The organism is uncultured Jatrophihabitans sp. (assembly GCF_964244045.1).
In the GTDB taxonomy this organism is placed as follows: Bacteria; Actinomycetota; Actinomycetes; order Mycobacteriales; family Jatrophihabitantaceae; genus Jatrophihabitans.
The window spans coordinates 113,037-139,674 of record NZ_CAXTHK010000008.1 but is presented as its reverse complement, the minus strand read 5'-3'; the positions used below and the strand labels follow the sequence as shown (position 1 = coordinate 139,674).

The following is a 26,638-nucleotide window of genomic DNA, read 5'->3' as shown; positions in this document are numbered from 1 at the left end:
CCCACCAGGCCGACATCCCGTCGATCGCACTTCAGACCCCGTCGCCGATCCCGACGACTGCCCCTTCTGAACCATACTTACGGTTCGTGACGCGCTGCGCCATGCCCACAATCAGCCGTGCCCACAGTCAGGAAAGACCGCGCGGGAGGCCGGCGCCGTGCTCCTGGAAGTAGAGCAACCGTTCGTTCTCGTGCGCGATGCGTGCGGGTGCGCCGTCGAGGTCACGGAACATCTGCTTCAACACGCGGACGCCGCCCGGCGACTGGGCGGCGATGTGCTCGGCCAGTTCGAGAGCTACCGCCTCGGCGTCGGCGGCGGGGGCCACTCGCTGCACGAGGCCGAGGGAGTGCGCTTCATGCGCGCCGATCGAGCGGCCGGTGAAGATCAGATCCTTGGCCCGGGCCAACCCGACCAGCGGGGCGAGGCGGGCCGGGCCTACCGGGACGCCGAGCCGTGCGCCGGCCCAGGCCAGTTTGAGGTTGTCGCCGCCGACCCGCAGATCGGCACCGGCCACTATCTCTGCGCCCGCGCCGACGCAATTGCCCACGCACACCGCGATGACGGGTACCGGCAACGCGTCGATGCCGCTGTACATGCGGGTGAAGGCGGCCATCCGCGCGTAACCCGCGGCGTCGTCGAGCTGCTCGCCGATGTCGGCACCTGCGCACAGCGCTCGCGGATCCGTGGTGGAGAAGACGAGCGCGCGTAATTCCTCGTCGGCGGACAGCTCTTCGAGCGCGGCGGTGACAAGGGCAAGACTCGCGCTGTCGAGGGCGTTGCGCTTCTCCGGGCGGTTCAGCCGCAGGATCTCGATACCGTCGGGCCGGCGCTCGCGCAAGACGGGGGACTTGGTCGTCATGGTCAGCAGTCCATCACGTCTGCAGACCGCCAACTTCGAGGCTCGGCTAACTTCTAGGCTCGGCCCATGGCCAACGAGATGAGCGACGACGACCGGCGGGCTTTCCTGTCGGCCGGCACCCGCACCGGCGTGCTGTCGACGGTTCGCGCGGACGGCACTCCTCATGCGGCCCCGATCTGGTTCGTGCTCGACGGCGATATCGTCGTATTCACGACCGGACGCGACACGGTGAAGGGCCGCAACCTGCGTCGCGCTGGTGTCGCCGCGCTGACCGTCGACGAGTCGACGCCGCCCTTCTCGTTCGTCTCGCTGTTCGGCCGCGTCGAGATCAGTACCGACCTCCAGGAGATGCTGGTCTGGGCCACGAGGTTGGGCGGGCGGTACATGGGTGCCGAGAACGCCGAGGCCTTCGGCCGGCGCAACGCCGTGCCGGACGAGCTGCTCGTCCGGTTGACGCCGCACCGCACGGTGGCGCTGGCCGGCATCGCCGACTGAGCGCCACACGCTGCCCGGGTACGGGCCGTGACAAGATTCCGACGTGTTCCACCTCGTCCTCTACATCCTGCTCGCGATCATCGTCGCGGTGGGGTTGTTCCTCGTGGCCTCACGCTTCCTGCCCGCGGGCGAGCAGATCGCCCCGGCCATCCGGGACGAACCGGTGTGGGAGCTGCCCGCTGAGCGCGACCTGCGCGCCGAGGACGTCGACGGGGTGCGGCTGCCGGTCGCGCTGCGCGGGTACCGCTTCGCCGAGACCGACATCCTGCTGGACCGGCTGGCCGGCGAGCTACGCGCCCGGGACGCCGAGATCGCCCGGTTGCGTGGTGAGCACCAGCCGGAGCTGGAGCCGACGAGTGAACCGGCGGTGCCCGTCGCCGCCGTAGAACCGGAACCGACCAACACGTCCGCGGACGACCAGCCCACCGATGACCACGCCTGAAACAGCCGACCGCTCGCGCTGCGCGTGGGCGACGTCCACGCCGGACTACATCGCCTACCACGACGACGAGTGGGGCACCGAGCTGCATGGCGACGTCGCCCTGTTCGAGCGGCTGACGCTCGAAGGCTTCCAGTCCGGGCTGTCGTGGTTGACGATCCTGCGCAAGCGGCCGGCGTTCCGCGAGGCGTTTCGGGGGTTCGACCTGGCGATCGTCGCGGCGTTCGACAACAGCGACCGCCACCGGTTGATGACCGACTCGCGCATCGTGCGCAACAGGTCGAAGATCGACGCGACGATCGGAAACGCGCGCGCTGTGCTCGACTCCGTACCCGAAGGTCTGGACGCGTTGCTGTGGTCGTTCGCGCCGCACAATCACGTGCGGCCGCAGACGCTGGGCGACGTCGCGTCCACCTCGCCCGAGTCGACGGCGTTGGCGAAGGAACTGAAACGCCGCGGGTTGCGCTTCGTCGGTCCTACCACCGCCTACGCGCTGATGCAGGCCACCGGGATGGTCGACGACCACGTCGCCGACTGCTGGCGCAGCAGCTCAGCGCCTGCCCGTTCGCTCCGCACGCGTCGCTCAGTCGGGTAGCAGCGGCACCTCCGCACCGGGGTCGCGCCCGACGAGCACACCGCGGGTGATGGAGGCCTTGCCGAAGCGGTCGCGAATGTCGTCGACGGCGGCGTCGAGTACACGGGGTTCGCGACCGGCGAACGGCAGCTCGAGCTGCAGCTCGTCGTGCGCGTCGAGGTTGGCGAGTGTGACGCCGAGCAGGGTCAACCCGTGGCGTTCGATCAGTGGCATTGCGGCGACGACGAGCGAACGCAGGGCAGCCAGGAACGCGTCGGTGTCGCACGTCGGGCGGGGGAGAGTGTGCGAGCGGGTGACCCGGGTGAAGTCGCCGAAGCGCAGCCGCAGCACGACGGTGCGGGCCAGCCGCTCGGCACGGCGCAGCCGGCCGGCGGTGCGCTCGACGAGCGTGATGAGGGTGGCGTCGATGTCGGCGGCGGTCATCGTGCGCCGGCCGAGTGCGCGCTGGGCACCGATCGAGCGCCGGCGCCGCCCGACCACCACGGGGCGCGGATCGCGGTTGTGAGCCAGCGCGTGCAGGTGCCGCCCTGAGCCCGCACCGAGCATGGCGACGAGGGCCGCCTCGTCCAGCGCCGCGACCTCGCCGACGGTGGTGATGCCGCGTTCGGCCAGCTTCCTGGCCGTCTTGGCGCCGACGCCCCACAGCTTCTGAACGCCGAGCGGGTGCAGGAAGTGCAACTCGCCCTCGGCCGGTACCAGGCGCAGGCCGTCGGGCTTGGCCACTCCGCTGGCCACCTTGGCCAGGAACTTCGTGCGCGCGATGCCCACTGTGATGGGCAGGCCGACCTCGTCGCGGACGCGGGCCCGCAGGCGCACGGCGATCTCCACGGGAGAGCCCGAGACCTGGCCCAGCCCGCCGACGTCGAGGAACGCCTCGTCGATCGAGATGCCTTCGACCAGCGGCGTGATGTCGTGGAAGATCGCGAAGACGGCCTTGCTGGCCTCGGAGTACGCGGCGAAGCGCGGCGTGACAACGATTGCTTCCGGGCACAGGTCACGTGCTTGCCGGCCGCCCATGGCCGAGCGCACGCCGCGGGCTTTCGCCTCATAACTGGCCGCCAGGACCACCCCGCCGCCGACGAGGACCGGCCGGCCGCGCAACGCAGGATCGTCGCGCTGCTCGACCGAGGCGTAGAACGAGTCGAGATCGGCGTGCAGGATCGGCTCCCGGGGTCGGTCGGCGGACACGAACGCATGTTCGCATCTGGGACCGACGTAAGCGACCGCGAACGGTCGGCAACCCCCGGAGTTGGGGGAAGGTGTCGTCATCAGGGAGAATGGACGACGAAACCGGCACGGGGGGTCCACGACGATCGCCTGCCGGACGGGGTTGTGTCTGGATCGTGAGCCGTGCGGCTCACCGGAGGAGGTTCGCATGGCGGCCATGAAGCCGCGGACGGGCGACGGCCCGCTCGAAGTCACCAAGGAAGGCCGCGGAATCGTCATGCGCGTGCCGCTCGAGGGCGGCGGACGTCTCGTCGTCGAGATGACCCCGGATGAGGCCGACTCGCTGGGCGATGCCCTGAAGGCCGTCGGCAGCTAGTCCCCTGACATATCCGTAACCGGCCCCGGTGTCGTGCGAGAGCACGCACCGGGGCCGCGTGCTGTCCGGCCCCCCGCTCCTCGTCGGTGTTCGGCGTCCGGGAAGATCGGCGCATGCTCGTCGTCCGCGCCGCTCCCGCGTCGACCGCGCCGCCCGGGAGCCCTCCGCTCGAGCTGCCTGCCGAGCCGCAGGCCGTCCGGGTCGCCGGCGGCAAGTGCGCGCGTGACCTGCCCCCTGGCGCCAGCACGCTGAACGTCGCGGGGCTGGCCGGAGATCGCCTGACCGCGTTCGTCGAAGGTCTGTGCCTCGGCGGCTACCGCTACACCCAGGCGCGCTCGCCCAAGCCCACCGCCACCGAGGCCACCCTGGCCGGGGCCGATGACGCCGAAGCCATCGCGCGCGGGTTGCGCATCGCCGCGGCGGTGGCCTGGGCCCGCGACCTGGCCAATACCCCGGCAGCGACGAAGACCCCGGCGTGGCTGGGCGAGCAGGCAACGGCCGAACTCGCTCCGCTCGGCGTCGACGTGCAGGTTCGCGACGTCGACTGGCTGCGGGCGCAGGGCTTCCACGGCGTGCTGGCCGTCGGTGGGGCGTCGTCCGCGCCACCGCGTTTCATCGAGGCGTCCTGGCGCCCTCGCGGCGCGAAAGCGGGCGTGCACCTCGTGCTCGTCGGCAAGGGCATCACCTTCGACACCGGCGGGTTGAATCGCAAGGTCGGCGACGGCATGCGCACCATGCACACCGACATGTCCGGCGGCGCCGCGACGCTGGCCGCACTGCGCATCGTCGCCGGAAATCGCGTCCCGGTGCGGGTCACGGTTCTGGTCCCGGCGGCCGAGAACTCGTTCGGCGCGGCGTCCTACCGACCGAGCGACGTCGTGCGGCACTACGGCGGGCGCACGAGCGAGATCCTCAACACCGATGCCGAGGGCCGCATCGTCCTGGCCGATGCACTTGCCTACGCCGCCGCCACCCTCAAACCGTCGGCGATCGTCGACATCGCCACGTTGACCGGCGCCATGAAGCTGGCGCTCGGCATGCGGATGGCCGGCATGTTCGCGACCACCGACGACCTCGCCGGTCAGCTGCTCGCGGCCGGTGAGCTGAGCGGCGAGCAGCTCTGGCGGATGCCCCTGCACGACGAGTACCTGGCCACGCTGGACTCCGATGTCGCCGACGCGAACAACTCACCGGGCAGTCCCGGCGGCATCACTGCCGCGCTGTTCCTTCGGCCATTCGCCGGCCGGGTGCCCTGGGCGCACCTCGACATTGCCGGTCCGGCGCGAGCGGGCAGCAACGACGGAATGATCTCGCGCGGCGCAACCGGCTTCGGCGCGCGGCTGCTCGCGGATTGGGTGCAAGCCCAGGGATGAGTGAGCTGGCGCTGCCGTTCGTGGTTCGCATCGAGCGGGCCGATCCGCCGACCCGAACCGACGCGCTCGAGGCCGCGGCGCGTGCAGTGCTGCTCATCCTCACCGAGGGTCGCCCGGAGTGGCCGAAGCCCTCGCCGCGTGGGACGGACAGCGGATTCGCAAGGTCGTCCGCCGGGCCCGCGGCGCCGAGTGGCGGCGTGCCCGCACAGTCGACGGGCTGGACGTCGAGCACGGCACCGCGCAGCTGCGCGTCTACCCGCCGGTGCCCGTCTATGACTGGCCGCCGGAGCTGGCCCGTCTGCAGGTCGGCGGGACCAACCTCGAGGACCCCGAGCTGCCCGGCCCGGCGCCCGATGGCGTGCCCCTGGTGCTGCTCTCGCCGCACGCCGAGATGACGGCCGGCAAGGCGATGGCGCAGGCCGCGCACGCGAGTCAGCTGGGCTGGCGGACCGGCTCGCCGGCCGATCATGAGCGCTGGAGAGCAGCCGGCTTTCCGATTGCGGTTCGCGACGCGAGCCCGCAGCAGTGGCGTGCGGCCGTCGAGGCGGGCATGCCGGTCGTGCACGACGGCGGCTTCACCGAGGTCGAGCCCGGCACGGCCACTGCGCTCGCGGTCGTGCCTTGGCTCATGGCGTAGAACTGGCGGCATGGACGCCTGGACCGTGCCCGCGCCGCATCCTCTCGACGGCCCGCTGACCGGTGATGATCGCCCGATGTTGGAGGCCTACCTGGACTGGGAGCGCAACACGCTGCACAAGATCTGCGCCGGGCTGACGGGCGAGCAGCTGGCCCGGCGCCCGATTGCCACGACAACCCTGTCGCTGCAGGGCTTGTTGCGTCACATGGCCAAGGTCGAACGGACCTGGTTCCGCATCCGGGTGCCGGCATCCGATCTGCCGCCGCTGTTCGATCCCGACCGCGGAAACCAGGACTTCGAGGCCATTGACCCCGAACATGCGGCCGAGGATCTCGACCTCTGGTTGACCGAAAGTCGACTCGCCGTCGACGCCGTCCGCGAACTGCCGTTCGACCACATCCTGTCGCATCACGGTGAGCCGATGTCACTGCGCATGGTCCATCTGCACATGATCGGTGAATACGCCCGGCACAACGGGCATGCCGATCTGCTGCGGGAAGCCATCGACGGGGTAACCGCTCGCTGAGCCGAGCACACTGAAGCCCATGCGCACGCACGACGGCTACGAGATCGACGACGACCGGGACCGCCTCGACCTGGACGTCATCTGGAGCTTCCTGTCGACCGAGGCGTATTGGGCCCGCTGGCGCACCCGTCCCGACGTCGCGGGCCAGCTCGCAAGTGCGTGGCGGGTGGTGGGTGCGTACACGTCGACGGGGGAGCAAGTCGGGCTCGCCCGCGCGTGGTCCGACGGCGTGACGAGCGCTTATCTCGGTGACGTGTTCATTGTCCCCGAGCACCGCGGCCGCGGGCTGGGCGTCGCCGTGATCGAGGAGATGATCGACAACGGTCCGGGCGCGCACCTGCGCTGGATGTTGCATACCGCCGACGCGCACGCACTGTACGCGAGGTTCGGATTCGCCCCGCCCGACCACAAGTACCTGGAACGCCAGCGCGACCACGTAAGTGAACTGCGTCAGAGCAGGGATTCGTAGAGCTCAACAGTGCGATGGGCGATGGTGTCCCAGCCGAACTCGCGCACGGCGCGGTCGCGCCCGGCCAGACCCATGGCCGTTGCCCGTACCGGGTCGGTGCAGACGGCGTTCACCGCCGCGGCGAGGCCCGCCTCGAACTCGTCCGACGGAACTGAGTGGTAAGGCACGAGCAGGCCGGTGCGCCCGTCGGCCACCACCTCGGGAATACCGCCGACCGCGCTGGCCACCACTGCTGTCTCGCAGGCCATGGCCTCGAGGTTGACGATGCCGAGCGGTTCGTACACCGAGGGGCAGACGAAGACGGTCGCGTGCGTGAGCAGCTGGGCCAGTTCGGGTCGGGGCAGCATGTCGCGGATCCACACGACACCGGTCCGCGACTCGGCAAGCTTCTCGACGGCCGACCCGATCTCGGCAGCGATCTCGGGGGTGTCCGGCGCGCCGGCGCACAGCACGAGCTGGACGTCCGGGTCGAATTGCTCGGCGGCGCGCAAGAGGTGCGCGAGGCCCTTCTGCCGGGTGATGCGCCCGACGAAGATCGCGAATGGCCGATCGGGGTCGACGCCGTAGCGGGTCAGCGCGTCGTCCGACGTCGCCGGTGCGTACAACTCGGTGTCGATTCCGTTGTGGATGACGTGGACCCTGGCCGGGTCGACGAAGGGGTAGGCGTGCAGGACGTCGGCGCGCATGCCGTAGGACACGGCCACGATCGCGTCGGCGGTCTCGTAGGCCTGCCGCTCGGCCCAGGACGAGATGCGGTAGCCGCCACCCAGCTGCTCGGCCTTCCATGGGCGCTGCGGTTCGAGCGAGTGCGCGCTCAGCACGTGCGGGACGCCGTGCAGCTGCGCGCCCAGGACGCCGGCCAGATTGGCGTACCAGGTGTGCGAGTGCAGCACGTCGGCCCCGGCCACGCCTGCGGCGATCTCGAGGTCGACGCCGACCGTGCGCAGCGCGCTGTTGGCCTCAGCGAGCCCGATGGGGGTCGCGTAGGCGCGCACACCGGGCTCGTCGCGCGGCGCCCCGAAGCAGTGGACGTCGACGTCGATGAGCCGGCGCAGCTCGCGGACCAGGAACTCGACGTGCACGCCCGCCCCGCCGTAGACCTCAGGTGGGTACTCACGTGACAGCACGGCCACTCGCATGGGGATGACGTTAGTGGGAACAGGCGGATGAGGACGAGGATCGCCCGCTGAAGACACAGAGGGCTAGGGTTGCGACATGGCGCGTGAGCCACGAGTACTGGGCATCGTTCTCGCCGGCGGCGAGGGCAAACGCCTCTGGCCGCTCACCGCCGACCGCGCGAAACCGGCCGTCCCGTTCGGCGGCAACTACCGGCTCATCGACTTCGTGCTGTCGAACCTGGTCAACGCCAAGTACCTGCGCATCTGCGTCTTGACCCAGTACAAGTCGCACTCGCTCGACCGGCACATCACCACTACCTGGCGGATGTCGACGGCGCTGGGCGACTACATCACACCGGTGCCGGCTCAACAGCGGCTCGGGCCGCGCTGGTACACCGGCAGTGCCGACGCAATTCTGCAGTCGGCCAACCTGATCTACGACGACAAGCCCGACTACATCATCGTCTTCGGCGCCGACCACGTGTACCGCATGGACCCGCGTCAGATGGTCGAGCAACACATCGCCTCGGGGGCCGGGGCGACGGTGGCCGGCATCCGCGTCCCGCGGGCCGAGGCCAGCGCGTTCGGCGTCATCGACGCCGATCCCGACCGTCGCATCATCGACTTCCTCGAAAAGCCAGCGGAGCCGCCGGCGCTGCCCGACAGCCCGGACGAGAGCTACGCGTCGATGGGCAACTACGTCTTCACCACCGACGTGCTCCTCGAGGCGTTACGGGAGGACGCCGGCGACGAGCAGTCGGTGCACGACATGGGCACGAACATCATGCCGATGATGGTGAAGAAGGGCGACGCGTACGTGTACGACTTCGCCGACAACGACGTCCCAGGCGCCGAGGACCGCGATCACGGGTACTGGCGCGACGTCGGATCGATCGATGCCTACTACGACGCGCACATGGACCTCGTTGCCGTGCACCCGATCTTCAATCTCTACAACCAGCGTTGGCCGATCTACACCCACCACCCCCAGCTGCCGCCGGCCAAGTTCGTCGAGGGCGGCATCGCCCAGGAGTCCATGGTCGGCTCGGGCGCCATCGTCGCCGGGGCCACGGTGCGACACAGCATCCTCGCCTCCAACGTCCGGCTCGCAGCCGGCGCGTACGTCGAGGGCTCGGTGCTCATGGACGGCGTGCAGATCGGCCGCGGGGCCGTGGTGCGCGGCGCGATCCTGGACAAGGACGTCGTCGTGCCTGAAGGTGCGCACATCGGGCTCGAACCCGACCTCGACCGTTCGCGCTATCACGTCTCGGCCGGCGGCATCGTCGTGCTGGGCAAGAATCAGCTCGCACTGCCGTGATCTTTCGTAGCTAGCTGTCAATGCGCTGAACCGCACCCGTCGGAAAGGTTTCCAGCGGCCGTCCGCACGGGGCCACCGGTGAATTAGGGTGTCGAAAACCCTGCCTGGAGGAATTTTGTCTGCTCTGACCCGTCCGGCCCTTGCCGGCCTCACGATTCTTGCCGCCGCGTCTCTGGTGCTCGCCGGATGCGCAAGCAACAGCGACGACAAGGGCGGCGGCGGCCCGACAGGCTCCGTCAGCGCCACGGTCAACAAGCAGCAGACGCTCGCCTCGCTCGTCCCGGCCAAGATCAAGACAGCCGGAACGCTGGTCGTCGGCGTCAACGTGCCCTACTCGCCGAACGAGTACCTGCAAGGCGGCAAGGTCGTGGGTTTCGACGTCGACCTGATGGACGCGACGGCCAAGGTTCTGGGCCTCAAGACGTCCTACCGGCAGGCCGACTTCGACAAGATCGTCCCGGCCGTCGGCGCGGGCACGTACGACATCGGCATGTCCTCGTTCACTGACAACAAGGAGCGGGAGAAGACGGTCGACTTCGTCGACTACTTCAGCGCTGGCATCCTGTGGGCAGCTCCGAACGGCAAGACTGTCGACCCGAACAGCGCGTGCGGTCTGACCGTGGCCGTACAGTCGAACACCACCGAACAGCAGGACCAGCTGCCGGCGTTGAGCAAGGCATGCACGAAGGCCGGCAAGAAAGCGATCAAGGTGCTGTCCTACGACAGCCAGGACAACGCCACCAACGCCGTCATCCTGGGCAAGGCCAACGCGATGTCGGCCGACTCGCCGGTGACCGCATACGCCATCAAGCAGAGCGGCGGCAAGCTGCAGCAGGCGGGCCAGATCACCGACGCGGCGCCGTACGGCTGGCCGATCAAGAAGGGCTCGACTCTGCTGACGGCCATGCAGAAGGCCCTGCAGTCGCTCATCGACAACGGCACGTATTTGCAGATCTGCAACAAGTGGGGCGTGGCGTCGGGCGCGATCAAGACGGCCACGACAAATGGGGCGACCAGCTGAGCACCGCCTCGCAGGACGACGGCCTGATCAAGGCCGTACCGCTGCGGCGACCCGGCCGGTGGGTCGCCGCGGTGGTCATCCTGGTGCTGCTGGCCCTGTTCGTCTACGGCGCGGCCACCAACGCCAACTACCAGTGGGATACCTACCGGCAATACCTGTTCGATCAACGCATCTCGAAGGGCGCCTGGGTCACGATTCAGGTCACGGTGCTCGCGATGATCATTGGCATCGTCCTGGGTGTCGTGCTGGCCATCATGCGAATGACCGCGAACCCGGTGCTCCAGTCCGTCGCCTGGTTGTACCTATGGATCTTCCGTGGCACTCCGGTTTACGTGCAGTTGGTCTTCTGGGGCCTCTTCACCTCGCTCTACCCGCACATGCGCTTCGGCATCCCGTTCGGGCCGACGATCGCGCACATCGACGTCCAGGGCGTCGACGCTGCGTTCTTCTTCGCCACCCTCGGTCTCGGCCTGAACGAGGCGGCCTACATGGCCGAGATCGTGCGTGCCGGGATCTCGTCGGTCGGTGAGGGACAATCCGAGGCGGCTACGGCGCTCGGCATGTCGTGGGGACTCTCGATGCGCCGCGTGGTGCTGCCGCAGGCCATGCGCGTGATCATCCCGCCCACCGGCAACGAGTTGATCAGCATGCTGAAGACAACATCTCTGGTTACCGCGGTACCGCTGTCCACGGACCTCTACAACCAGGCCGAGCAGATCGCCGGACGTACGTTCCGGCCCATCCCGATGCTGCTCGTCGCTGCCACCTGGTACCTCGCCATCACCAGCGTATTGATGGTTGGCCAGTATTTCCTCGAGAAGCGGTTCGCCCGCGGGTCGTCACGCAAGATGAGCACGCGTCAGCTGCAGGCACTGGCGAACGCAATGAGCACGGGCCACGAGCGTGACGGAGGTGCCGCGTGACGAGCTTCAGCAAGAGTGACGGCGCGCGGCCGATGGTTGAAGCGAAAGCGGTGCAGAAGAAGTTCGGCGGCCTGCAGGTCCTGAGGGGAATCGACCTCGCCGTAGGACGCGGCGAGGTGGCCTGCCTGGTAGGGCCGTCCGGATCGGGCAAGACGACCATGCTGCGCTGTATCAACCACCTCGAGCAGATCTCCGGCGGCCGGTTGTACGTCGACGGCGAGCTGATGGGCTATCGCGAGAAGGGCGGCAAGCTGCACGAGCTGCACCCCCGCGAGGCGGCCAAGCAGCGTCGTGACATCGGCATGGTGTTCCAACACTTCAACCTCTTCCCGCACATGACGGCGCTGTCGAACGTGATCGAGGCACCAACCCGCGTCAAGAAGGTGAAGAGCCGCGAAGCCAACGACAACGCCAGGGACCTGCTTGCCCGGGTGGGGTTGTCGGACAAGGCCAAGGCATACCCGGCGCAGCTGTCGGGCGGCCAGCAGCAGCGCGTCGCGATCGCCCGGGCGCTGGCGATGAAGCCCAAACTGATGCTGTTCGACGAGCCGACATCGGCGCTCGACCCAGAGCTCGTCGGTGAGGTGCTCGACGTGATGAAGCAGTTGGCCCGCGACGGCATGACCATGATCGTCGTAACGCACGAAATGGGCTTCGCCCGTGAGGTCGCCGATCAGTTGATCTTCATGGACGGTGGGGTCGTGGTCGAGGCGGGCAACCCGCGTGAACTGCTGGCCAACCCGCAGCACGAGCGTACGAAGGCGTTCCTGTCCAAGGTGCTTTGAGCGATGGCTGTCGGGTGGGACGCCGCGGCCGTCGTCGCTCAGTGGCCGGGGCTGCCGCCGCTGGCCGGCGACACGAGCGCCGATGCGTGCGTTGTCGGCCTCGGCGCGTCCGGTCTGGCAGCGGTCGAGGCGTTATGCGGCCGAGGCTTGTCGGTGGTGGGGGTCGACGCGGGACGCGTCGCGGCGGGCGCCGCGGGACGCAACGGCGGTTTTCTGCTCGGTGGCCCGGAACCTCCGCTGCACGATGCTGTCGCGGCCTGGGGACCGACGGCCGTCGAGCTGTATCGCGAGACGCTCGCCGAGATCGACACGCTGGAGGCAACTCTGCCGCCGGGTGTGTTGCGCCGCACCGGTTCCTTGCGCCTGGCCGGCCTGCCCGGCCCGGCGGTCGATGACGTCGAGGAGGCGGCCCGCGAGCGGGAGGCCGTCGACTGCGCCGCGCACGCCGCCGCCCTGCGCGAGCACGGCATCGCCGTCGAGACCTACGACGGCGACCTCGGTTGCGGGATCTTCCTGCCCGACGACGCTGCTGTGAATCCTGCGGTCCGGGCGCTGAGCATCGCGGCCCGGCTCGAGCACCGCGCAGCGCTGCACGAGCACACCCCGGTGCTGCGTGTCGAGGCCGGCACGGTGACGACCACCCGTGGCGTGGTTCGCGCGCCAGTGATCATCGTCGCTGTGGACGGGCGGCTCGACCAGCTCCTGCCGCAGTTGGCCGGCCGGGTGCGGACCGCGCGGTTGCAGATGCTGGCCACCGCACCGACCGCGCCTCGTCTCGACTGCCCGGTGTACGGCCGGTGGGGTTACGACTACGCCCAGCAGGGCGCGGACGGCCGGCTCTACGTCGGCGGTGGCCGCGACCTGTTCGCCGACGCGGAATGGACGCACGCCACCGACCCGACCCCGCAGGTGCAGGAATGGATCGAGCGGGTCGCCGCGCGCATGGCCGGCGGGCCGGTGGCTGTCCAGGATCGCTGGGCGGCGTCCGTCGGGTTCACCGACGACGCCCGGGCGCTGTGCGTCCGCGTCGACGACGGGGTAGTGGCGATCGGTGGCTACAGCGGCACCGGCAACCTTGTCGGCCCCGTCGCGGCCCGCGCCGCGGTGGCGTACGCCACCGACGGCACCGTGCCGCCGCCGTACTTCGAGTCCTGACGCATGATTTGTCTATCTGACCACTAGACTTCCCCCGCCCACCGTGCTGCCCTGACCCGGATGTGACCCATGCGCGCTCGTCTGTTCCTTGTCCCCGCCGTCGCTGCTGTGCTGGCCACGGCCGGCTGCGCTGCTGAAAGCAGCGGCGGCGGGTCGGGCTCCTCCCCGAGCGCGGGCGCGTCGGCGTCGTCGGGCACCTCGTCGTCGCCCGCCGCCGCTGCCTGCACCCCAGCCACGCTGAAGACGCACACCGCCGGCCGGCTCACGGTGGCCACCGACTCGCCGGCCTACGAGCCGTGGTTCATTGACAACAAGCCGTCCAACGGCAAGGGCTACGAGTCGGCGGTCGCCTTCGCGGTGGCCAAGAAGCTGGGGTACTCCGCCGGTGAGGTGACGTGGGTCAAGGCGCCGTTCAACAGCGTCATCGCGCCCACACCGAAGTCGTTCGACTTCGACGTGAACCAGGTGTCGATCACAGCGCAGCGCGCAAAGGTCGTCGACTTCAGCACCGGGTACTACGACGTCGCGCAGGCCGTCGTCGCGCTCAAGAGCGACAAGTACTCGAAGGTCACCTCGCTCGCCGGGCTCAAGACGGCCCGGCTCGGCGCCCAGAAGGGCACGACCAGCTTCTCCGCGATCGCCGACACGATCAAGCCGGGTCCCACACCGCGCGAGTACCCGACCAACGACCTCGCCGTGCAGGCGCTGAAGAACGGACAGATCGACGGGCTGGTGGTCGACCTGCCGACCGGGCTGTACCTGACCGCGGCCGAGCTGGACGGTGCGACGATCATCGGACAGCTGCCCGTAACCGGCAAGCCCGAGCAGTTCGGCATGGTCCTCGAGCACGACAGCTCGCTGACCTCGTGCGTCAGCCAAGCCGTTGACGCGCTGCGGGCGGACGGGACGCTCGCTGCGCTGCAGAAGCAGTGGCTGACGACCACGGCCGGCGCCCCCGAACTGAAGTGACCCGCGCGAGCATCACAAGAGCGGACTGGCAGCCGTCCGAACGGCAGCAGGAGCGCGAGCGGTACCGGCAAGGCCGCACGCGGCGATCGCTGCTGATTGCCACGCTGAGCTCGGCCGTGGTGCTGGCGGTCGTCGTGCTCGTGGTCGGCTCGAGCACCGGATGGCCACGCACCCGCGACAACTTCTTCGCCTTCCGGGTGGGGTGGCGCGACCTGCCGGGCCTGCTGAGCGCGCTGTGGGTCAACGTCCAGATCATGATCATCGCCGAGGTGTTCATCCTCGTATTCGCGGCGATCATCGCTGTCCTGCGCACCCTGCAGGGACCGGTGTTCTTCCCGCTGCGCTTCCTGGCCGCGGCCTACGTCGACCTGTTCCGCGGGTTGCCATTGCTGATCGTGCTCTATGTCGTCGGCTTCGGCCTGCCCTCGCTACGCCTGCAGGGTGCACCGACCAGCCCGTTCGTGCTGTGCATCATCGCGTTGGTGTTGACCTACACCGCCTACGTCGCCGAGGTGTTCCGGGCCGGCATCCAGTCCGTGCACCCGAGCCAGCGGGCCAGCGCACGCGCCCTCGGTCTGACGTATGCCCAGACCCTGCGCCACGTCGTCTTCCCGCAGGCCGTACGGCGGGTGCTCCCGCCGCTGCTGAACGACTTCGTCAGCTTGCAGAAGGACACCTCGTTGGTGTCCGTCCTGGGGGTTGCCGAGATCGTGCTGACCGCCGAGAACCAGGTGTCGCGCGACTTCAAGTTCGTCCACTACGTCATGGCTGCGCTGGTGTTCGTGGCGTTGACCGTGCCGCTCGCCCGGCTCACCGACTGGATTGCGCGCCGGCAGGGGTGGACCAACTCCGGCGTGATCCTCTGATGCCCGACCTGGCGAAACGCACGGGTCCACCGGTCCTGCGCGTCGACGGGCTGCGCAAGACCTACGGCGACGCCGTCGTCCTCGACGACCTGCACCTGAGCGCGGCCGAGCACTCCTGCACCGCGCTGATCGGGGCGTCCGGGTCCGGCAAGTCGACCCTGCTGCGTTGCATCGACCTGCTCGAGGTCGTCGACGACGGCGTCGTCGAACTCGACGGCGAGGACATCACCGACCCACGGGTGGACGCCAACGCGGTGCGTTCCCGCATCGGGATCGTCTTCCAGTCCTACAACCTGTTCCCGCACCTGCGCGTGCTCGACAACATCACGCTCGCCCTGCGCAAGGTCCACGGCGTCGGGGCCGACGAGGCCGAACAACGTGGGCTCGAGATGCTCGAGCGGGTGGGTCTGCGCGATCGCTACCGGGCCCGGCCCGACGAGCTGTCCGGCGGCCAGCAGCAGCGGGTCGCCATCGCCCGGGCACTCGTCAACCGGCCGCGGCTGATGCTGTTCGACGAGGTGACCAGCGCGCTCGATCCCGAGCTCGTCGGTGAGGTGCTCTCGCTGGTGCGCGAGTTGCGTGAGGACGGCATGACCATGCTGCTGGCCACCCACGAGATGGGCTTCGCCCGGGATGTCGCCGACACCGTCTGCTACCTCGACGGCGGGCGGGTGCTCGAGTCAGGACCGCCTGAGCAGGTGCTCGCCGACCCCGTCGAGGCGCGGACCCGCCAATTCCTGCGGCGCATCATCGATGCCGGCCGGCTCTGATCCGTGTCGCATCTTGATGCACCGATATGATGCAGGGATGCGCACCACGGTGACGATCGACGACGATCTGCTGGCTGAAGCGAAGGCGGCGGCGGCTTGGCAGCGGCGCACGCTCAGCGACGTCGTGCAGGACGCGCTGCGCATGAGCCTGCGTCGTCCGGATGCGACCGCGCCGTCGGTCGTGCTACCGACAAGTGGCCATCCGACCCAAGGGCCGCTCGTCGATCTGCTCGACAAGGAGGCGCTGGCCGAGGTGCTCGGCGACAACGAACCGCCCTTCTGATGCTGCTCTGCGACGTCAACGTCCTGCTGGGCGCCCATCGGGTCGATCACCCGGCGCACGACACGCTGAGTGCGTGGGTCACGGCCCGCCTGTCTGATGCCGAGCCGTTCGGGATCAGCGAGCTCGTGCTGTCGTCCGTGGTCCGCATCGCGACCAACCGGCGTGCCTTTCCTGCGCCGGCTACCCCGGAGGAGGCGCTCGATTTCTGTGCCGCGCTCCTTGCCGGCCGGTCCAGTGTGGTCGTCGCGCCGGGTCGCCGGCACTGGGAGATCTTCGACCGGCTCGTGCGCACCGTGCATGCCACTGCGAACCTGATCCCTGACGCCTACTACGCAGCCCTCGCCATCGAGAACGGCGCCACGTTCGTCACCCTCGACCGCGGCTTTGCGCGCTTTCCGGGTCTGCGCCTGATGGACCCGCTGGCCGCCTGATCGCGTACGGAACAATGGACCCGTGACCGTCACGACGCCCGATCTCGCCGCCGCGCTGCGGCGGGCTGGTGTGGTCGAGGTCGACGACAGCACCCGGCGCCGTGCGGAGTACAGCAGCGACGCCTCCAACTACCGCGTCGTCCCCACCGCCGTCGTCTTCCCCCGCGATACCAACCAAGTCGCCGCCGCACTCGGCGTGGCTCGCGAGCTCGGCGTGCCGCTGACCAGCCGCGGCGCAGGCACATCGATCGCCGGCAACGCGATGAGCACCGGGCTGGTCCTCGACTTCTCGCGGCACTTGAACCGCGTGCTCGAGATCGACCCCGACGCGCGTACCGCGCGGGTCGAGCCGGGCGCGATCCTCGACGCCATCACCCTGGCCGCGTCGGCGCACGGTCTGCGGTACGGGCCCGATCCTTCGACGCACGCGCGGGCCACCATCGGTGGGTCGATCGGCAACAACGCGTGCGGGTCGCGGGCGCTGAAGTACGGGCGGACGGTCGACAACGTGATCGGGCTCGAGCTGCTCACCGCCGGCGGCGCAGCCGTCACCGCAGGGCGCGGGCCGCTGCCGGCCGGGCTAGGTGCGCTTGAGGGCGTGGTCCGCGAGCACCTGGCAACCATCCGCACCGAGTTCGGTCGCTTCCGTCGTCAGGTGTCGGGGTATTCGCTCGAGCACCTGCTGCCCGAGAACGGCGTCGACCTCGCGCGCTTCCTGGTCGGCACCGAGGGCACGCTGGCCGTGCTCACCGAGGCGACGGTGCGCCTCGTCGAATCGCCCAAGGCCGTGGTGCTGTGCATCCTCGGCTACGCCGACATGCCTAGTGCGGCTGACGCGGTCCCCGCGCTGCTGGCCCACGACATGGTGGCCCTTGAGGGAATGGACGCACGCCTGGTCGACGTCGTGCGTTCGCGACGTGGCCCGTCGGCGGTACCCCACCTGCCACGCGGCGAGGGCTGGTTGTTCGTCGAGACCGCGGGTGACACCGAGGCCGAGGCCCGGGCCGCCGCCGAGAAGCTGATCATCGATGCCGGCGCGCTCGATTCGGCCATCGTCACCGGCAAGGACGCCGTCGCGCTCTGGCGCATCCGCGAGGACGGCGCGGGCCTGGGCGGTCGCACGCCGGCGGGCGCGCCCGCGTGGCCGGGGTGGGAGGACGCGGCCGTCCCACCCGAGCGTCTCGGCGCCTACCTGCGCGAGTTCGAGGCGCTGATGCGGGCGCACGGCGTCGACGGCCTGGCCTACGGCCACTTCGGGGACGGCTGCATCCACGTCCGTATCGACTTCCCCTTCACCTCCGGTTCGCAGCGCTTCCGGGAGTTCGTCACGGCCAGCGCGCAGCTCGTCGGTTCGCATGGCGGGTCAATGAGCGGCGAGCACGGCGACGGCCGCGCTCGGGGCGAGCTGCTGCCCTACATGTACTCGCCGGACGCCATCCGCGCGTTCGGACAGGTCAAGGCGGTCTTCGATCCGGCGAACCTGCTGAACCGCGGTGTCATCGTCGACCCCGCGCCGGTCGACGCCGACCTGCGGGTGCCAGCGGCCCACGCCATACGCAAGAACCTCGCGTTCGCCTACACGTTGGACGGTGGCGACCTCTCGACGGCTGTCCACCGCTGCACGGGCGTAGGCAAGTGCCGTTCGGACACCACGTCGACCGGCGGGGTGATGTGTCCGTCCTACCTCGCCACCCGCGACGAGAAGGACAGCACCCGTGGCCGGGCCCGGGTGTTGCAGGAACTGGCCAACGGCTCGCTCGTCGGCGGCTTCGACGCGCCAGAGCTGGCCGAGTCCCTTGACCTGTGCCTGTCCTGCAAAGGTTGTTCGTCGGACTGTCCGACCGGCGTCGACATGGCCACCTACAAGGCCGAGGTGCTTCACCAGAAGTACCGGCGCAAGCTGCGGCCGGCGTCGCACTACTCGCTCGGTTGGCTGCCGCGCTCGGCGCGGTTGGCGGGCCTCGCGCCCCGACTCACCAACGCCGCCCTGGCCAACCCCCGGTTGGCGCGTACCGCCAAACGGATGGGTGGCATCGACCAGCGCCGGCCGTTGCCGTCGTTCGCCCGGCAGACGTTCCGCTCGTGGTTCCGCCGCCGCCCGACGACGACCGCTCGGCCGGTGCTGCTCTGGGTCGACACCTTCACCAATGCATTCAGCCCGGAGGTAGGGCGGGCCGCGGTGCGGGTGCTCGAGGACGCCGGCTACGCCGTCCGGGTCACGGATCGCCAGGTGTGCTGCGGGCTGACGTGGATCTCCACCGGCCAGCTCGACGGCGCGCGGCGCCAGCTGCGACGGACCCTCGATGCGCTCGAGGACGCCGTGCGGGCGGGCGTCCCGATCGTCGGGCTCGAGCCGTCGTGCACCGCGGTACTGCGCCACGACGTCGTTGAACTGCTGCCCGACGACGAGCGGTCGGCGCTGGTCGCTGAGCACACGAAGACGCTGGCCGAGTTACTGGTTGAGACGCCCGGGTGGACGGCCCCGTCGCTCGACGGGGTCGAGGCGCTGACCCAGCCGCACTGCCACCACCACGCGATCATGGGTTGGGACGCCGACAGGGCGTTGCTGGCAGATGCCGGCGCAACGGTCAAGGCGGTCGGCGGGTGCTGCGGGCTGGCCGGCAACTTCGGCGTCGAGGAAGGCCACTACGACGTCTCGGTGCAGGTGGCCGAGACCGCGCTGCTGCCCGCTGTCCGCGCCGCGGGCGACGACACCGTGGTGCTAGCCGACGGCTTCTCCTGCCGCACCCAGCTCGAGCAGCTGTCCGAACGTCGCGGAATCCACCTGGCCCAACTGCTCGACTCGAGAAGGCCCGACCAGTGACCGGCTGGGTGCCGCCGCCGTACCCCTATGACCGGTTGGACGCGGTCGCTGCCCTTGCCGACGAGCTGCCCGGCGGGCGCGTCGACCTGTCCATCGGGACGCCCTGCGACCCGACGCCGCCCGCGGTCCTGGCTGCGCTCGGCGAGGGCGGCGCTGCCGCGCAGGGCTACCCGCCGAGCATCGGCACGCTCGCTTTCCGCCAGGCGGCCGCACACTGGATCGAGCGGCGCCTCGGCGCCACGGTCGATGCGCGCAGCGAGCTCGCGGCGTGCGTCGGTACCAAGGAGTTCGTGGCGAGCGTTCCGCTGTACCTCAAGCTGCGCGACCCGTCCCGCGACACCGTGCTGTACCCGGCCGTCAGCTACCCCACGTACGCCATGGGGGCGACGCTCGCCGGCGTGCGGGCGGTGTCGTACAGCCGGCTGGACGAGATCGCGCCCGCTGACGCCGCCCGGGCGCTGTGTGTCTGGGTGAACTCTCCGGCGAACCCGACCGGGGAGCTCGACGACCTGCGCGCCGCCGCGGCGTGGGGGCGCGAGCACGGTGTTCTCGTGCTCTCCGACGAGTGCTACGCCGAGTTCACCTGGTCATCGCCAGCGCACTCCTCCGGCCCGACGACCATCCTGCGCGAAGGCGTGCAGGGCGTGCTCGCCGTCCACTCGCTGTCCAAGCGGGACAACTTCGCTGGAGCGCGGATCGGTTTCTACGCAGGCGATCCGGAGCTCGTGCACTACCTGCGCGAGGCCCGCAAGCACGCCGGGCTGATGGCTCCCGGGCCAGTGCAGCGCGCGGCAGTCGTGGCACTCGACGACGACGCGCACGTGGAGGTGCAGCGTCGCCGCTACTGGTCGCGACTACAGGTGCTTGCCGACCTTCTCGCCCGCGCCGGCTATCCCGCACCGCTGCCCGACGGCGGGTTCTACCTCTGGGCCCCGGCGCCCGACGGCGACGCCTGGGCGGCCGCACACGACCTCGCCCGCCGGGCCGGCATCGTCGTCTCGCCCGGGGAGTTCTACGGTCCCGAGGGGAAGGCATACTTCAGGGTCGCGGCCGTCCAGCCCGACGATCGGATCGAGCTGGCCGCCTCCCGCGTGTGAGTCCACCGAGCAGGACGTAACGAACGCGATACAGGAGCTGCCTACGATGCCGTCGATGTCCAGTAGCCAGCTGTCGAGCGGCCAGGTCTTCGAACCCTTCAGCGGTTACCGGCAGGGTCCCGCCTGGGACGAGATGATCGACTCCGACGGCTCGGCACGTGGTCCGTACCGCATGCTGCACGAGTCGATCCAGCGCAGCGGAACCGGCGAGCTCCGGGCCGGGGTCGACGCGCTCGCCCGCGCGTATCTCGACCAGGGCGTCACCTTCGACGTCGGTGGTGAGGAACGCCCGTTTCCCCTCGACATCCTGCCCCGCGTCATCGACGACGAGAGCTGGTCGACGATCGAGAAGGGCGTGCGCCAGCGCGTCGCCACTCTGGAGGCCTTCCTGGCCGACGTGTACGGCAACAGCCGGGTCGTGTCCGACGGCGTCGTGCCGCGCAGCGTCATCACCACGTCCAAGCACTTCCACCGCGAGGCGTACGGCATCGAGCCGGCCAACGGCGTGCGTGTCCACGTGTCGGGCATCGACCTCATCCGCGACGAGCAGGGCGAGTTCCGGGTCCTCGAGGACAACGTCCGGGTGCCGTCCGGCGTCAGCTACGTCCTGGCCAACCGGGCTGCGATGCGCCAACAGTGGGCCGATGTCCTGGGCCGGGTGCGGCTGCGTCCCGTCTCGCACTATCCGCAGCGGCTGCTGGCCGCGCTGCGCGCTGCCGCGCCCGCCGGCGTCGCCGACCCGTGCGTCGTGGTGCTGACCCCCGGCGTCTACAACAGCGCCTACTTCGAACACGCCTGGCTGGCTCGGGCGATGGGCGTCGAACTCGTCGAGGGCCGCGATCTCGTCTGCTCCGGTGGTGTCGTGCGTATGCGCGACACGTCCGGCGAGCGCCGGGTGGACGTCATCTACCGCCGCACCGACGACGAGTGGCTCGACCCGGTGCAGTTCCGCGCCGACTCGACGCTCGGCTGCCCGGGTCTGCTCACCGCCGCCCGCGCCGGCAACGTCACTATCGCCAACGCGATCGGCAACGGCGTGGCCGACGACAAGTTGATCTACACGTACCTGCCCGAGCTCGTGCGCTACTACCTGGGCGAGGAGCCGATCCTCAAGAACGTCGACACCTGGCGCTTGGAGGACCCCGGCGCGCTCGAGGAGGTCCTCGATCGGCTCGACGAGCTGGTCGTCAAACCCGTGGACGGGGCCGGCGGCAAGGGGCTTGTCATCGGCCCGCAGGCCACCGCCGACGAACTCGACGCGCTGCGCAAGCGGCTGATCGTCGACCCGCGCGGCTGGATCGCGCAGCCCGTCGTGCAGCTGTCGACCGTTCCCACGCTGATCGGGGACGAGATCGCGCCGCGGCACGTCGACCTGCGCCCGTTCGCCGTGAACGACGGCGACGACGTGTGGGTGCTGCCCGGCGGCCTCACCCGCGTCGCGCTGCCCGAGGGATCGCTGGTCGTGAACTCCAGCCAGGGCGGTGGGTCCAAGGACACCTGGGTGCTGGCAGGCGAACGCACCACCCCCGTCCCACGGACGGTCACGAGGTCAGTGGTGCCGGAACACGGGTCATTGCCAGCCGTCGAGTCGGCCATCGACATAGAGATCCGCCAACAACAACAACAGCAACAACAGATGGGTTTTGAAGGCGACCACCAACGCGATGAGCGCTCGCGCGAAGAGCCCGACGACGCGCCCTCGTCGGATCAAACATGCTGAGCAGAATTGCGGAGTCCCTGTATTGGATCGGGCGGTACGTGGAGCGGGCGGAGGACACGGCGCGGATCGTGGACGTCCACCTCAGCTTGCTGCTGGACGACCCGTGGGCGCCGGAGGACGTGGTGTGCGCGTCGCTGCTGTCCGCCATGGGGCATGAGCCGGCCGAGACGGTCCGGCGCGACGAGGTGCTCGAGGCGTTGGTTTGGGACACCTCGACGCCGGCGTCGGTCATCGGCGCGATCGGCGCGGCGCGGGAGAACGGGCGGCGCTCGCGGGAGGTCGTGTCGGCCGAGCTGTGGGAGAGCATCAACGTCACGTGGCGCGAGGCGTCGCGTCCGGGCCGGCGAGCGTACCCGCACCCGTTTCTCACCTGGGTGCGGGAGCGGACGGCCGCGTTCAACGGCACGGCCGACGGCACGCTGTCGCGCGACGAGGCGTATCACTTCCTGGTGCTGGGGCGCAGCATCGAGCGGGCCGACATGATCGCCCGGCTGGCCGCGGCCCGCGCGCTCGCCGGCACGGCCGGGCCGTCGTGGGCGCTGTTGCTGCAGAGCTGCGGTGCCTACCAGGCCTTCCTGCGCAGCGCGCGCGGGGCAGTCGACGAGCGCCGCGCGGCGGAGTTCCTGCTGCTGGATCCGATCTTCCCGCGCTCGCTGATGAGCGCCCTCGTCGTGGCCGAGAAGAGTCTCGACAAGCTGGCCGCGCGGCACGGCGTCGACGATCATGCTCGTGCCAGCCAGGCGCACCGGGTGCTCGGCATGATCCGGTCCGAACTCGAATTCGCTCCGCCCGCGGAGCTGCTCGAGGACGTTTACCAGGTCATGGAGCGGGTGCAGAGCGCTTGCTCGGTGGCCGGCGACGCGGTGGCCCAGCGCTATTTCCCGCGCAGCGTCGTGACCTCCTGGATGGTGAGCTGATCGCATGACGACCCGCTATCGCATCAAGCACACGTCGCGGTATGAGTACGACCGCAGCGTCAGCGCCTCGTTCAACGAGGCGCGCGTGACACCCATCCAGCTGCCGTGGCAGGCCCGCCTGGAGTCCGATCTGCAGATCGACCCGGCCACCTGGCAGTACCGCTACGTCGACTACTGGGGCGCCGAGGTCCGGGTGTTCGAGGCCAACGGTGCACACCGCTCGCTCGACGTCCGCTCGACCAGCCTGGTCGAGCTGGACGTATCGCGTCGCCCCCAGCCTTCCGAGCTCAGCTGGGACGAGGCGCACGCCGCCGACGTCCGTGACCGGTACAACGAGTTCCTCCAGCAGACCCCGGCCACCGAGCCGCCGACCGAGCTCGCGGATCTCGCCGAATCGATCGCAGCCGACAACCCGCCGAGTGCCACCGCGACCCTGATCAGCAACGCCGTGCACGACGCGATGACCTACGTCGTCGGGGCCACGGAGGTGCAGACCAAGGCGGTCGAGGCATGGGCCGCGCGCAGCGGCGTGTGCCAGGACTACGCGCACCTGGTGGTCGGCGCACTGCGGCACGTCGGCATCCCGACCCGCTACGTCTCGGGCTACCTGCACCCGGCGTCCGAGCCGGTCATCGGCGAGACCACCCAGGGCGAGAGCCACGCGTGGGTCGAGTGGTGGTTGGGGGAGTGGAGCGCCTACGACCCGACCAACGCTGCGCCGGTCGTCGAGCGGCACATCATGATCGGCTCCGGCCGCGACTACACCGACGTCCCGCCCATCAAGGGCATCGTGGCCGGCCCGCACCGCACCACTGGCCTGACCGTCACCGTCGAGCTCACCCGGCTGGCGTAGCGTCCCCGGGCATGTCGACTGACGACGAGCCCCGCCCACTGCGACCTCAACGCCGGGGCCGCAAGATCGCGATGTCCGACGACGAGCGCGATGCGTTCCTCGCCGCGGAACGCACCTGCCGGGTGGCGACCATCGGGCTCGACGGACCGCACGCGACGCCGCTGTGGTTCGGGTGGGACGGCACCGCGCTGTGGCTGTACTCGATCGTCCAGAGCCAGCGGTGGACGGATCTGCAACGCGACCCACGCATCAGCGTGGTCGTCGACGCCGGGGTCGAGTACTTCGAGCTGCGCGGGGTCGAGATCGTCGGCCGCGCCGAACCGGTCGGCGAGCTGCCGCGCACCGGCACGCCCGACGCGGCGCTCACCGAGGTCGAGAAGATCTTCGGCGCCAAGTACCTGGCGGCCAACGACGGCGAGATGTTCCATGACCAGCGGCACGGCTGGCTGCGCATCGTCCCCACCAAGATCACCAGCTGGGACTTCCGCAAGCTCGCGGACCTTTAGACGACGGAATCCGTGCTCGGCGGCGTCGGAACCCGGCGGCGGCGGACGACGAGCCACCCCGCCGCAGCGACGACCACGGCCAGCGCTGCGAAGGGCAGTACCGCGCCTGCTGCGGTGGCGACGGCATGCGCGGCCGAGGTGAATGCGTGCCAGCCGTTGTGCAGGCCGCCGACAAATCCGCTGCGCTGGTGATGCTTCGCCGCCGCCCTGGCGCGCACGTCGATCGACAACGTGATCGTGGCCAGGCTGGTTTGCGCGGTCAGGGTGCGCTGTTGCGCCTCGAGCGCTTCGAGGTTGCTCTGCCGCGCGGCGAGCGACGACTCGACCGTAATGAGGTCGCGGACCGTTTCGGCCCGGGCGTAGAGACGGTTCAAGCCGGCGATCGCCGCGCGCGCGCTCGTCACGCGGGACGTCACGTCGGCTACTTGAGCGGTGACATCCTTGGTCTGCAGCTCCTGCGAGCGGACGGTGCCGAGCGACGCGAGCCTGGTCAGCACCGCGGGGAGGGCGGCGTTCGGGACGCGCAGCACCAGGGTGGCGCTGGCCGGCTCGCCTTGCCGGGTCGGCGCGGTGCGGGAGTCCGCGTCGACCCGTCCGCCGCTGCCGTCGGCGATCCCGGTGGCGCGGGTGGCGGCGGCACCCACGGCGGCGTCGGACCTAACGGACAGCGAGACGGCGCCGGTCAGGATGAGCGATGTCGGGGCGACGGCGCTCGAGGCGACGTCGCCCGTCCGTGCGGGGCCCGCCGACGCGGCCGCCGCCGGTGCCGCCGTCGCCGCCCCTCCACCTGCGTTGTCGCCGCCGAACGAGCTCGCGGACGAGCCGCCGGATGATCCTGACGTGCAACCGGCGACGAGTGCGAGGCTGCCGGCGGCCAGTGCTGCGAGGGCGACGGTGCGGTGATTCATGAGGTTCCCCGATTCAGCGAGCAACGATGGTGAGGCGGGCTTTGTGGCCGCGTCCGTCGGTGAGCACGGCCGGGCCGACGGCTGCGTCGACCGGCACGCGTACGCGGACGGTGAACGACGCCTTGCTGCTGCTCGGACGGGCGCGCGCGACCAGGACTGTGCGGAGGTCGGCGGTGCTCAGCCGGACGTCCACCGCTCGGAGCGGAGGTGACGTCGGCAGGGCACCGGTCGTAACGGTGTCGATGCAGTCGCCGACGTAGCCGGTGCCCTGGACGACCAGCACCTGACCCCGAGCAACCTTCGGGACCGCTGCCCGCGGGTCGACGATGCGTAGCGACGGTCCGGCACACGACGGTGCAGCAGCGACCGTCGACGCCGCGGCCGATCCGGCGCCCCCGGCGTCGGCGCGGGAGGCAGAACTGCTGCCTCCCTCGCTGGTCCCACCGTGCGCAATCAGCGCACCGAGCAGGGTCACCGTAGCCGCCGCACCGGCCAGCGACGCCGACCAACCCAGCACGCGTCGGCGCGTCAATCGCGGGTCAGCAGCACGGGACGACGCCCGTGCGTCCCTCTCGCCGCGGGCGTCGACCTCGGCGCGCCAGCGCTCGCCCTCGCCGCGCAGCAGCTCGTCAATCGGTGGCATAGGACTCTCCCAACGCGTGCGCGAGGGCGGCGCGGGCATCGTGCAGCGTCGACTTCACGGTGCCGGCCGAACAACCCATGACCGCGGCGGCGTCGACCACCGACAGGTCCACGAAGTGGTGCAGCACGATCGCGGCGCGCTGGCGCGGCGGCAGCCGGCGGATCGCGGCGTGCAGGTCTGCCGAGTGCGGCGTCGAGGTGTCGGCGCCGGGCACGGTCAACGCGCCTGGGTCGAGCAGCTCCTCAACGGGACGTCGCCGTCGCCATCGGCTGCGGGCCTGGTCGGCGACGATGGCCAGCAGCCAGGAGCGCAGCGAGCCGCGGTCCGGATCGAACTGCGCGCGCTTCGTCCAGGCCCGGGCCAGCGCGTCCTGCACCAGGTCGTCAGCATCGTCGAGCGAGCTCAACGTGACCGCAAACCGGAACATCGTGCTGCGGTGCGCCGCGAAGTCGAGCGGGACGTCGACGACGCCTGGGCGCGCGTCAGCCGACTCCCGGCTCCGTGCGCTCGACGTCATCCGCTGCCCCTCTGCTGCCCGACGTCACGTATACGGCAGCAGCGGCGCGGCAGGTTGGGTGTCGTCCCTAATTGTCCG

The 26,638-nt window shown here is 70.1% G+C and carries 30 protein-coding genes; 24 read left to right on the top strand and 6 right to left on the bottom strand.

The window, feature by feature from the left end; genetic code table 11:
* Positions 1-127: 127 nt before the first annotated feature.
* Positions 128-859 (bottom strand): enoyl-CoA hydratase/isomerase family protein, encoded by a 732-nt coding sequence (locus tag ACFFC4_RS08880; protein ID WP_375499873.1) that lies wholly within the window; start codon positions 857-859, stop codon positions 128-130.
* 66 nt (positions 860-925) lie between these two features.
* Here ACFFC4_RS08880 and ACFFC4_RS08875 point away from each other — a divergent pair, with 66 nt between their 5' ends.
* From ACFFC4_RS08875 to ACFFC4_RS08865, 3 genes are read left to right on the top strand one after another with little or no spacing between them, the layout of a single operon-like run.
* Positions 926-1,354 carry a PPOX class F420-dependent oxidoreductase gene (locus ACFFC4_RS08875; protein WP_375499871.1) on the top strand — a complete coding sequence of 143 codons (429 nt, stop codon included), beginning with the start codon at positions 926-928 and terminating at the stop codon, positions 1,352-1,354.
* A gap of 43 nt (positions 1,355-1,397) precedes the next feature.
* The gene (locus ACFFC4_RS08870; protein WP_375499869.1) at positions 1,398-1,796 is read left to right on the top strand and encodes a DivIVA domain-containing protein; all 399 of its coding nucleotides are present in this window, start codon (positions 1,398-1,400) and stop codon (positions 1,794-1,796) included.
* Positions 1,783-2,388 (top strand): DNA-3-methyladenine glycosylase I, encoded by a 606-nt coding sequence (locus tag ACFFC4_RS08865; RefSeq protein ID WP_375499867.1) that lies wholly within the window; start codon positions 1,783-1,785, stop codon positions 2,386-2,388. Before ACFFC4_RS08870 ends, ACFFC4_RS08865 begins: the two co-directional genes overlap by 14 nt.
* Here ACFFC4_RS08865 and dinB read toward each other — a convergent pair.
* Complete coding sequence (gene dinB, locus ACFFC4_RS08860) at positions 2,377-3,576, bottom strand: DNA polymerase IV (RefSeq protein ID WP_375499865.1); 1,200 nt, start codon at positions 3,574-3,576, stop codon at positions 2,377-2,379. The two genes, ACFFC4_RS08865 and dinB, sit on opposite strands and share 12 nt — an antisense overlap.
* A gap of 187 nt (positions 3,577-3,763) precedes the next feature.
* Here dinB and ACFFC4_RS08855 point away from each other — a divergent pair, with 187 nt between their 5' ends.
* From ACFFC4_RS08855 to ACFFC4_RS08835, 5 genes are all read left to right on the top strand, one after another.
* Positions 3,764-3,931, top strand: a complete 168-nt coding sequence (locus ACFFC4_RS08855; RefSeq protein ID WP_375499863.1) for a DUF3117 domain-containing protein — start codon at positions 3,764-3,766, stop codon at positions 3,929-3,931.
* A 113-nt stretch (positions 3,932-4,044) separates the two neighbouring features.
* Positions 4,045-5,304 carry a M17 family metallopeptidase gene (locus ACFFC4_RS08850; protein ID WP_375499861.1) on the top strand — a complete coding sequence of 420 codons (1,260 nt, stop codon included), beginning with the start codon at positions 4,045-4,047 and terminating at the stop codon, positions 5,302-5,304.
* Positions 5,305-5,422: 118 nt separating this feature from the next.
* Positions 5,423-5,941, top strand: a complete 519-nt coding sequence (locus tag ACFFC4_RS08845) for an aminoacyl-tRNA hydrolase (RefSeq protein ID WP_375499859.1) — start codon at positions 5,423-5,425, stop codon at positions 5,939-5,941.
* Positions 5,942-5,951: 10 nt separating this feature from the next.
* Positions 5,952-6,467: a DinB family protein gene (locus ACFFC4_RS08840; protein WP_375499857.1), complete on the top strand. Its 516-nt coding sequence runs from the start codon at positions 5,952-5,954 to the stop codon at positions 6,465-6,467.
* 19 nt (positions 6,468-6,486) lie between these two features.
* A complete protein-coding gene (locus tag ACFFC4_RS08835) occupies positions 6,487-6,936 on the top strand; it encodes a GNAT family N-acetyltransferase (protein WP_375499855.1) in 450 nt (149 codons plus the stop codon).
* On the opposite strand, the gene glgA is transcribed toward ACFFC4_RS08835, so the two are convergent.
* Positions 6,918-8,075, bottom strand: a complete 1,158-nt coding sequence (gene glgA, locus ACFFC4_RS08830; protein ID WP_375499853.1) for a glycogen synthase — start codon at positions 8,073-8,075, stop codon at positions 6,918-6,920. The two genes, ACFFC4_RS08835 and glgA, sit on opposite strands and share 19 nt — an antisense overlap.
* A gap of 76 nt (positions 8,076-8,151) precedes the next feature.
* Between glgA and glgC the strand changes: the two genes are divergently transcribed.
* From glgC to ACFFC4_RS08750, 16 genes are all read left to right on the top strand, one after another.
* Positions 8,152-9,372, top strand: a complete 1,221-nt coding sequence (glgC, locus tag ACFFC4_RS08825; RefSeq protein ID WP_375499851.1) for a glucose-1-phosphate adenylyltransferase — start codon at positions 8,152-8,154, stop codon at positions 9,370-9,372.
* A gap of 115 nt (positions 9,373-9,487) precedes the next feature.
* The gene (locus ACFFC4_RS08820; RefSeq protein ID WP_375499849.1) at positions 9,488-10,393 is read left to right on the top strand and encodes an ABC transporter substrate-binding protein; all 906 of its coding nucleotides are present in this window, start codon (positions 9,488-9,490) and stop codon (positions 10,391-10,393) included.
* On the top strand, positions 10,390-11,316 hold the full coding sequence (locus tag ACFFC4_RS08815; RefSeq protein WP_375499903.1) for an amino acid ABC transporter permease: 927 nt from the start codon (positions 10,390-10,392) through the stop codon (positions 11,314-11,316). Before ACFFC4_RS08820 ends, ACFFC4_RS08815 begins: the two co-directional genes overlap by 4 nt.
* 32 nt (positions 11,317-11,348) lie before the next feature.
* Complete coding sequence (locus ACFFC4_RS08810; RefSeq protein WP_375499901.1) at positions 11,349-12,101, top strand: amino acid ABC transporter ATP-binding protein; 753 nt, start codon at positions 11,349-11,351, stop codon at positions 12,099-12,101.
* A 3-nt stretch (positions 12,102-12,104) separates the two neighbouring features.
* On the top strand, positions 12,105-13,256 hold the full coding sequence (locus ACFFC4_RS08805; RefSeq protein ID WP_375499847.1) for an NAD(P)/FAD-dependent oxidoreductase: 1,152 nt from the start codon (positions 12,105-12,107) through the stop codon (positions 13,254-13,256).
* Between the two features lie 69 nt (positions 13,257-13,325).
* On the top strand, positions 13,326-14,225 hold the full coding sequence (locus tag ACFFC4_RS08800) for a transporter substrate-binding domain-containing protein (protein WP_375499845.1): 900 nt from the start codon (positions 13,326-13,328) through the stop codon (positions 14,223-14,225).
* Entirely contained in the window at positions 14,222-15,091 is an 870-nt protein-coding gene (locus tag ACFFC4_RS08795; RefSeq protein ID WP_375499843.1) for an amino acid ABC transporter permease, read from the top strand. The genes ACFFC4_RS08800 and ACFFC4_RS08795 overlap by 4 nt, the downstream gene beginning before the upstream one ends.
* Complete coding sequence (locus tag ACFFC4_RS08790; protein WP_375499841.1) at positions 15,091-15,861, top strand: amino acid ABC transporter ATP-binding protein; 771 nt, start codon at positions 15,091-15,093, stop codon at positions 15,859-15,861. Before ACFFC4_RS08795 ends, ACFFC4_RS08790 begins: the two co-directional genes overlap by 1 nt.
* A gap of 49 nt (positions 15,862-15,910) precedes the next feature.
* Complete coding sequence (locus ACFFC4_RS08785) at positions 15,911-16,144, top strand: CopG family transcriptional regulator (protein ID WP_375499839.1); 234 nt, start codon at positions 15,911-15,913, stop codon at positions 16,142-16,144.
* Positions 16,144-16,575 carry a type II toxin-antitoxin system VapC family toxin gene (locus ACFFC4_RS08780; protein WP_375499837.1) on the top strand — a complete coding sequence of 144 codons (432 nt, stop codon included), beginning with the start codon at positions 16,144-16,146 and terminating at the stop codon, positions 16,573-16,575. Before ACFFC4_RS08785 ends, ACFFC4_RS08780 begins: the two co-directional genes overlap by 1 nt.
* Before the next feature lie 22 nt (positions 16,576-16,597).
* Positions 16,598-19,399: an FAD-binding and (Fe-S)-binding domain-containing protein gene (locus ACFFC4_RS08775; protein ID WP_375499835.1), complete on the top strand. Its 2,802-nt coding sequence runs from the start codon at positions 16,598-16,600 to the stop codon at positions 19,397-19,399.
* Complete coding sequence (locus ACFFC4_RS08770; protein WP_375499833.1) at positions 19,396-20,496, top strand: aminotransferase class I/II-fold pyridoxal phosphate-dependent enzyme; 1,101 nt, start codon at positions 19,396-19,398, stop codon at positions 20,494-20,496. Before ACFFC4_RS08775 ends, ACFFC4_RS08770 begins: the two co-directional genes overlap by 4 nt.
* 133 nt (positions 20,497-20,629) lie before the next feature.
* Positions 20,630-22,216 (top strand): circularly permuted type 2 ATP-grasp protein, encoded by a 1,587-nt coding sequence (locus ACFFC4_RS08765; protein WP_375499899.1) that lies wholly within the window; start codon positions 20,630-20,632, stop codon positions 22,214-22,216.
* A complete protein-coding gene (locus ACFFC4_RS08760) occupies positions 22,210-23,133 on the top strand; it encodes an alpha-E domain-containing protein (RefSeq protein WP_375499831.1) in 924 nt (307 codons plus the stop codon). Before ACFFC4_RS08765 ends, ACFFC4_RS08760 begins: the two co-directional genes overlap by 7 nt.
* 4 nt (positions 23,134-23,137) lie before the next feature.
* Positions 23,138-23,986: a transglutaminase domain-containing protein gene (locus ACFFC4_RS08755; protein ID WP_375499829.1), complete on the top strand. Its 849-nt coding sequence runs from the start codon at positions 23,138-23,140 to the stop codon at positions 23,984-23,986.
* 38 nt (positions 23,987-24,024) lie between these two features.
* A complete protein-coding gene (locus ACFFC4_RS08750; RefSeq protein WP_375499897.1) occupies positions 24,025-24,492 on the top strand; it encodes a pyridoxamine 5'-phosphate oxidase family protein in 468 nt (155 codons plus the stop codon).
* Here the strand turns inward: ACFFC4_RS08750 and ACFFC4_RS08745 are convergent.
* From ACFFC4_RS08745 to ACFFC4_RS08735, 3 genes are read right to left on the bottom strand one after another with little or no spacing between them, the layout of a single operon-like run.
* On the bottom strand, positions 24,489-25,400 hold the full coding sequence (locus ACFFC4_RS08745) for a DUF4349 domain-containing protein (protein ID WP_375499827.1): 912 nt from the start codon (positions 25,398-25,400) through the stop codon (positions 24,489-24,491). The genes ACFFC4_RS08750 and ACFFC4_RS08745 overlap by 4 nt on opposite strands.
* 13 nt (positions 25,401-25,413) lie before the next feature.
* Positions 25,414-26,043: a hypothetical protein gene (locus ACFFC4_RS08740; RefSeq protein WP_375499825.1), complete on the bottom strand. Its 630-nt coding sequence runs from the start codon at positions 26,041-26,043 to the stop codon at positions 25,414-25,416.
* Positions 26,030-26,560, bottom strand: a complete 531-nt coding sequence (locus tag ACFFC4_RS08735; protein ID WP_375499823.1) for an RNA polymerase sigma factor — start codon at positions 26,558-26,560, stop codon at positions 26,030-26,032. The genes ACFFC4_RS08740 and ACFFC4_RS08735 overlap by 14 nt, the downstream gene beginning before the upstream one ends.
* Positions 26,561-26,638: the final 78 nt, after the last annotated feature.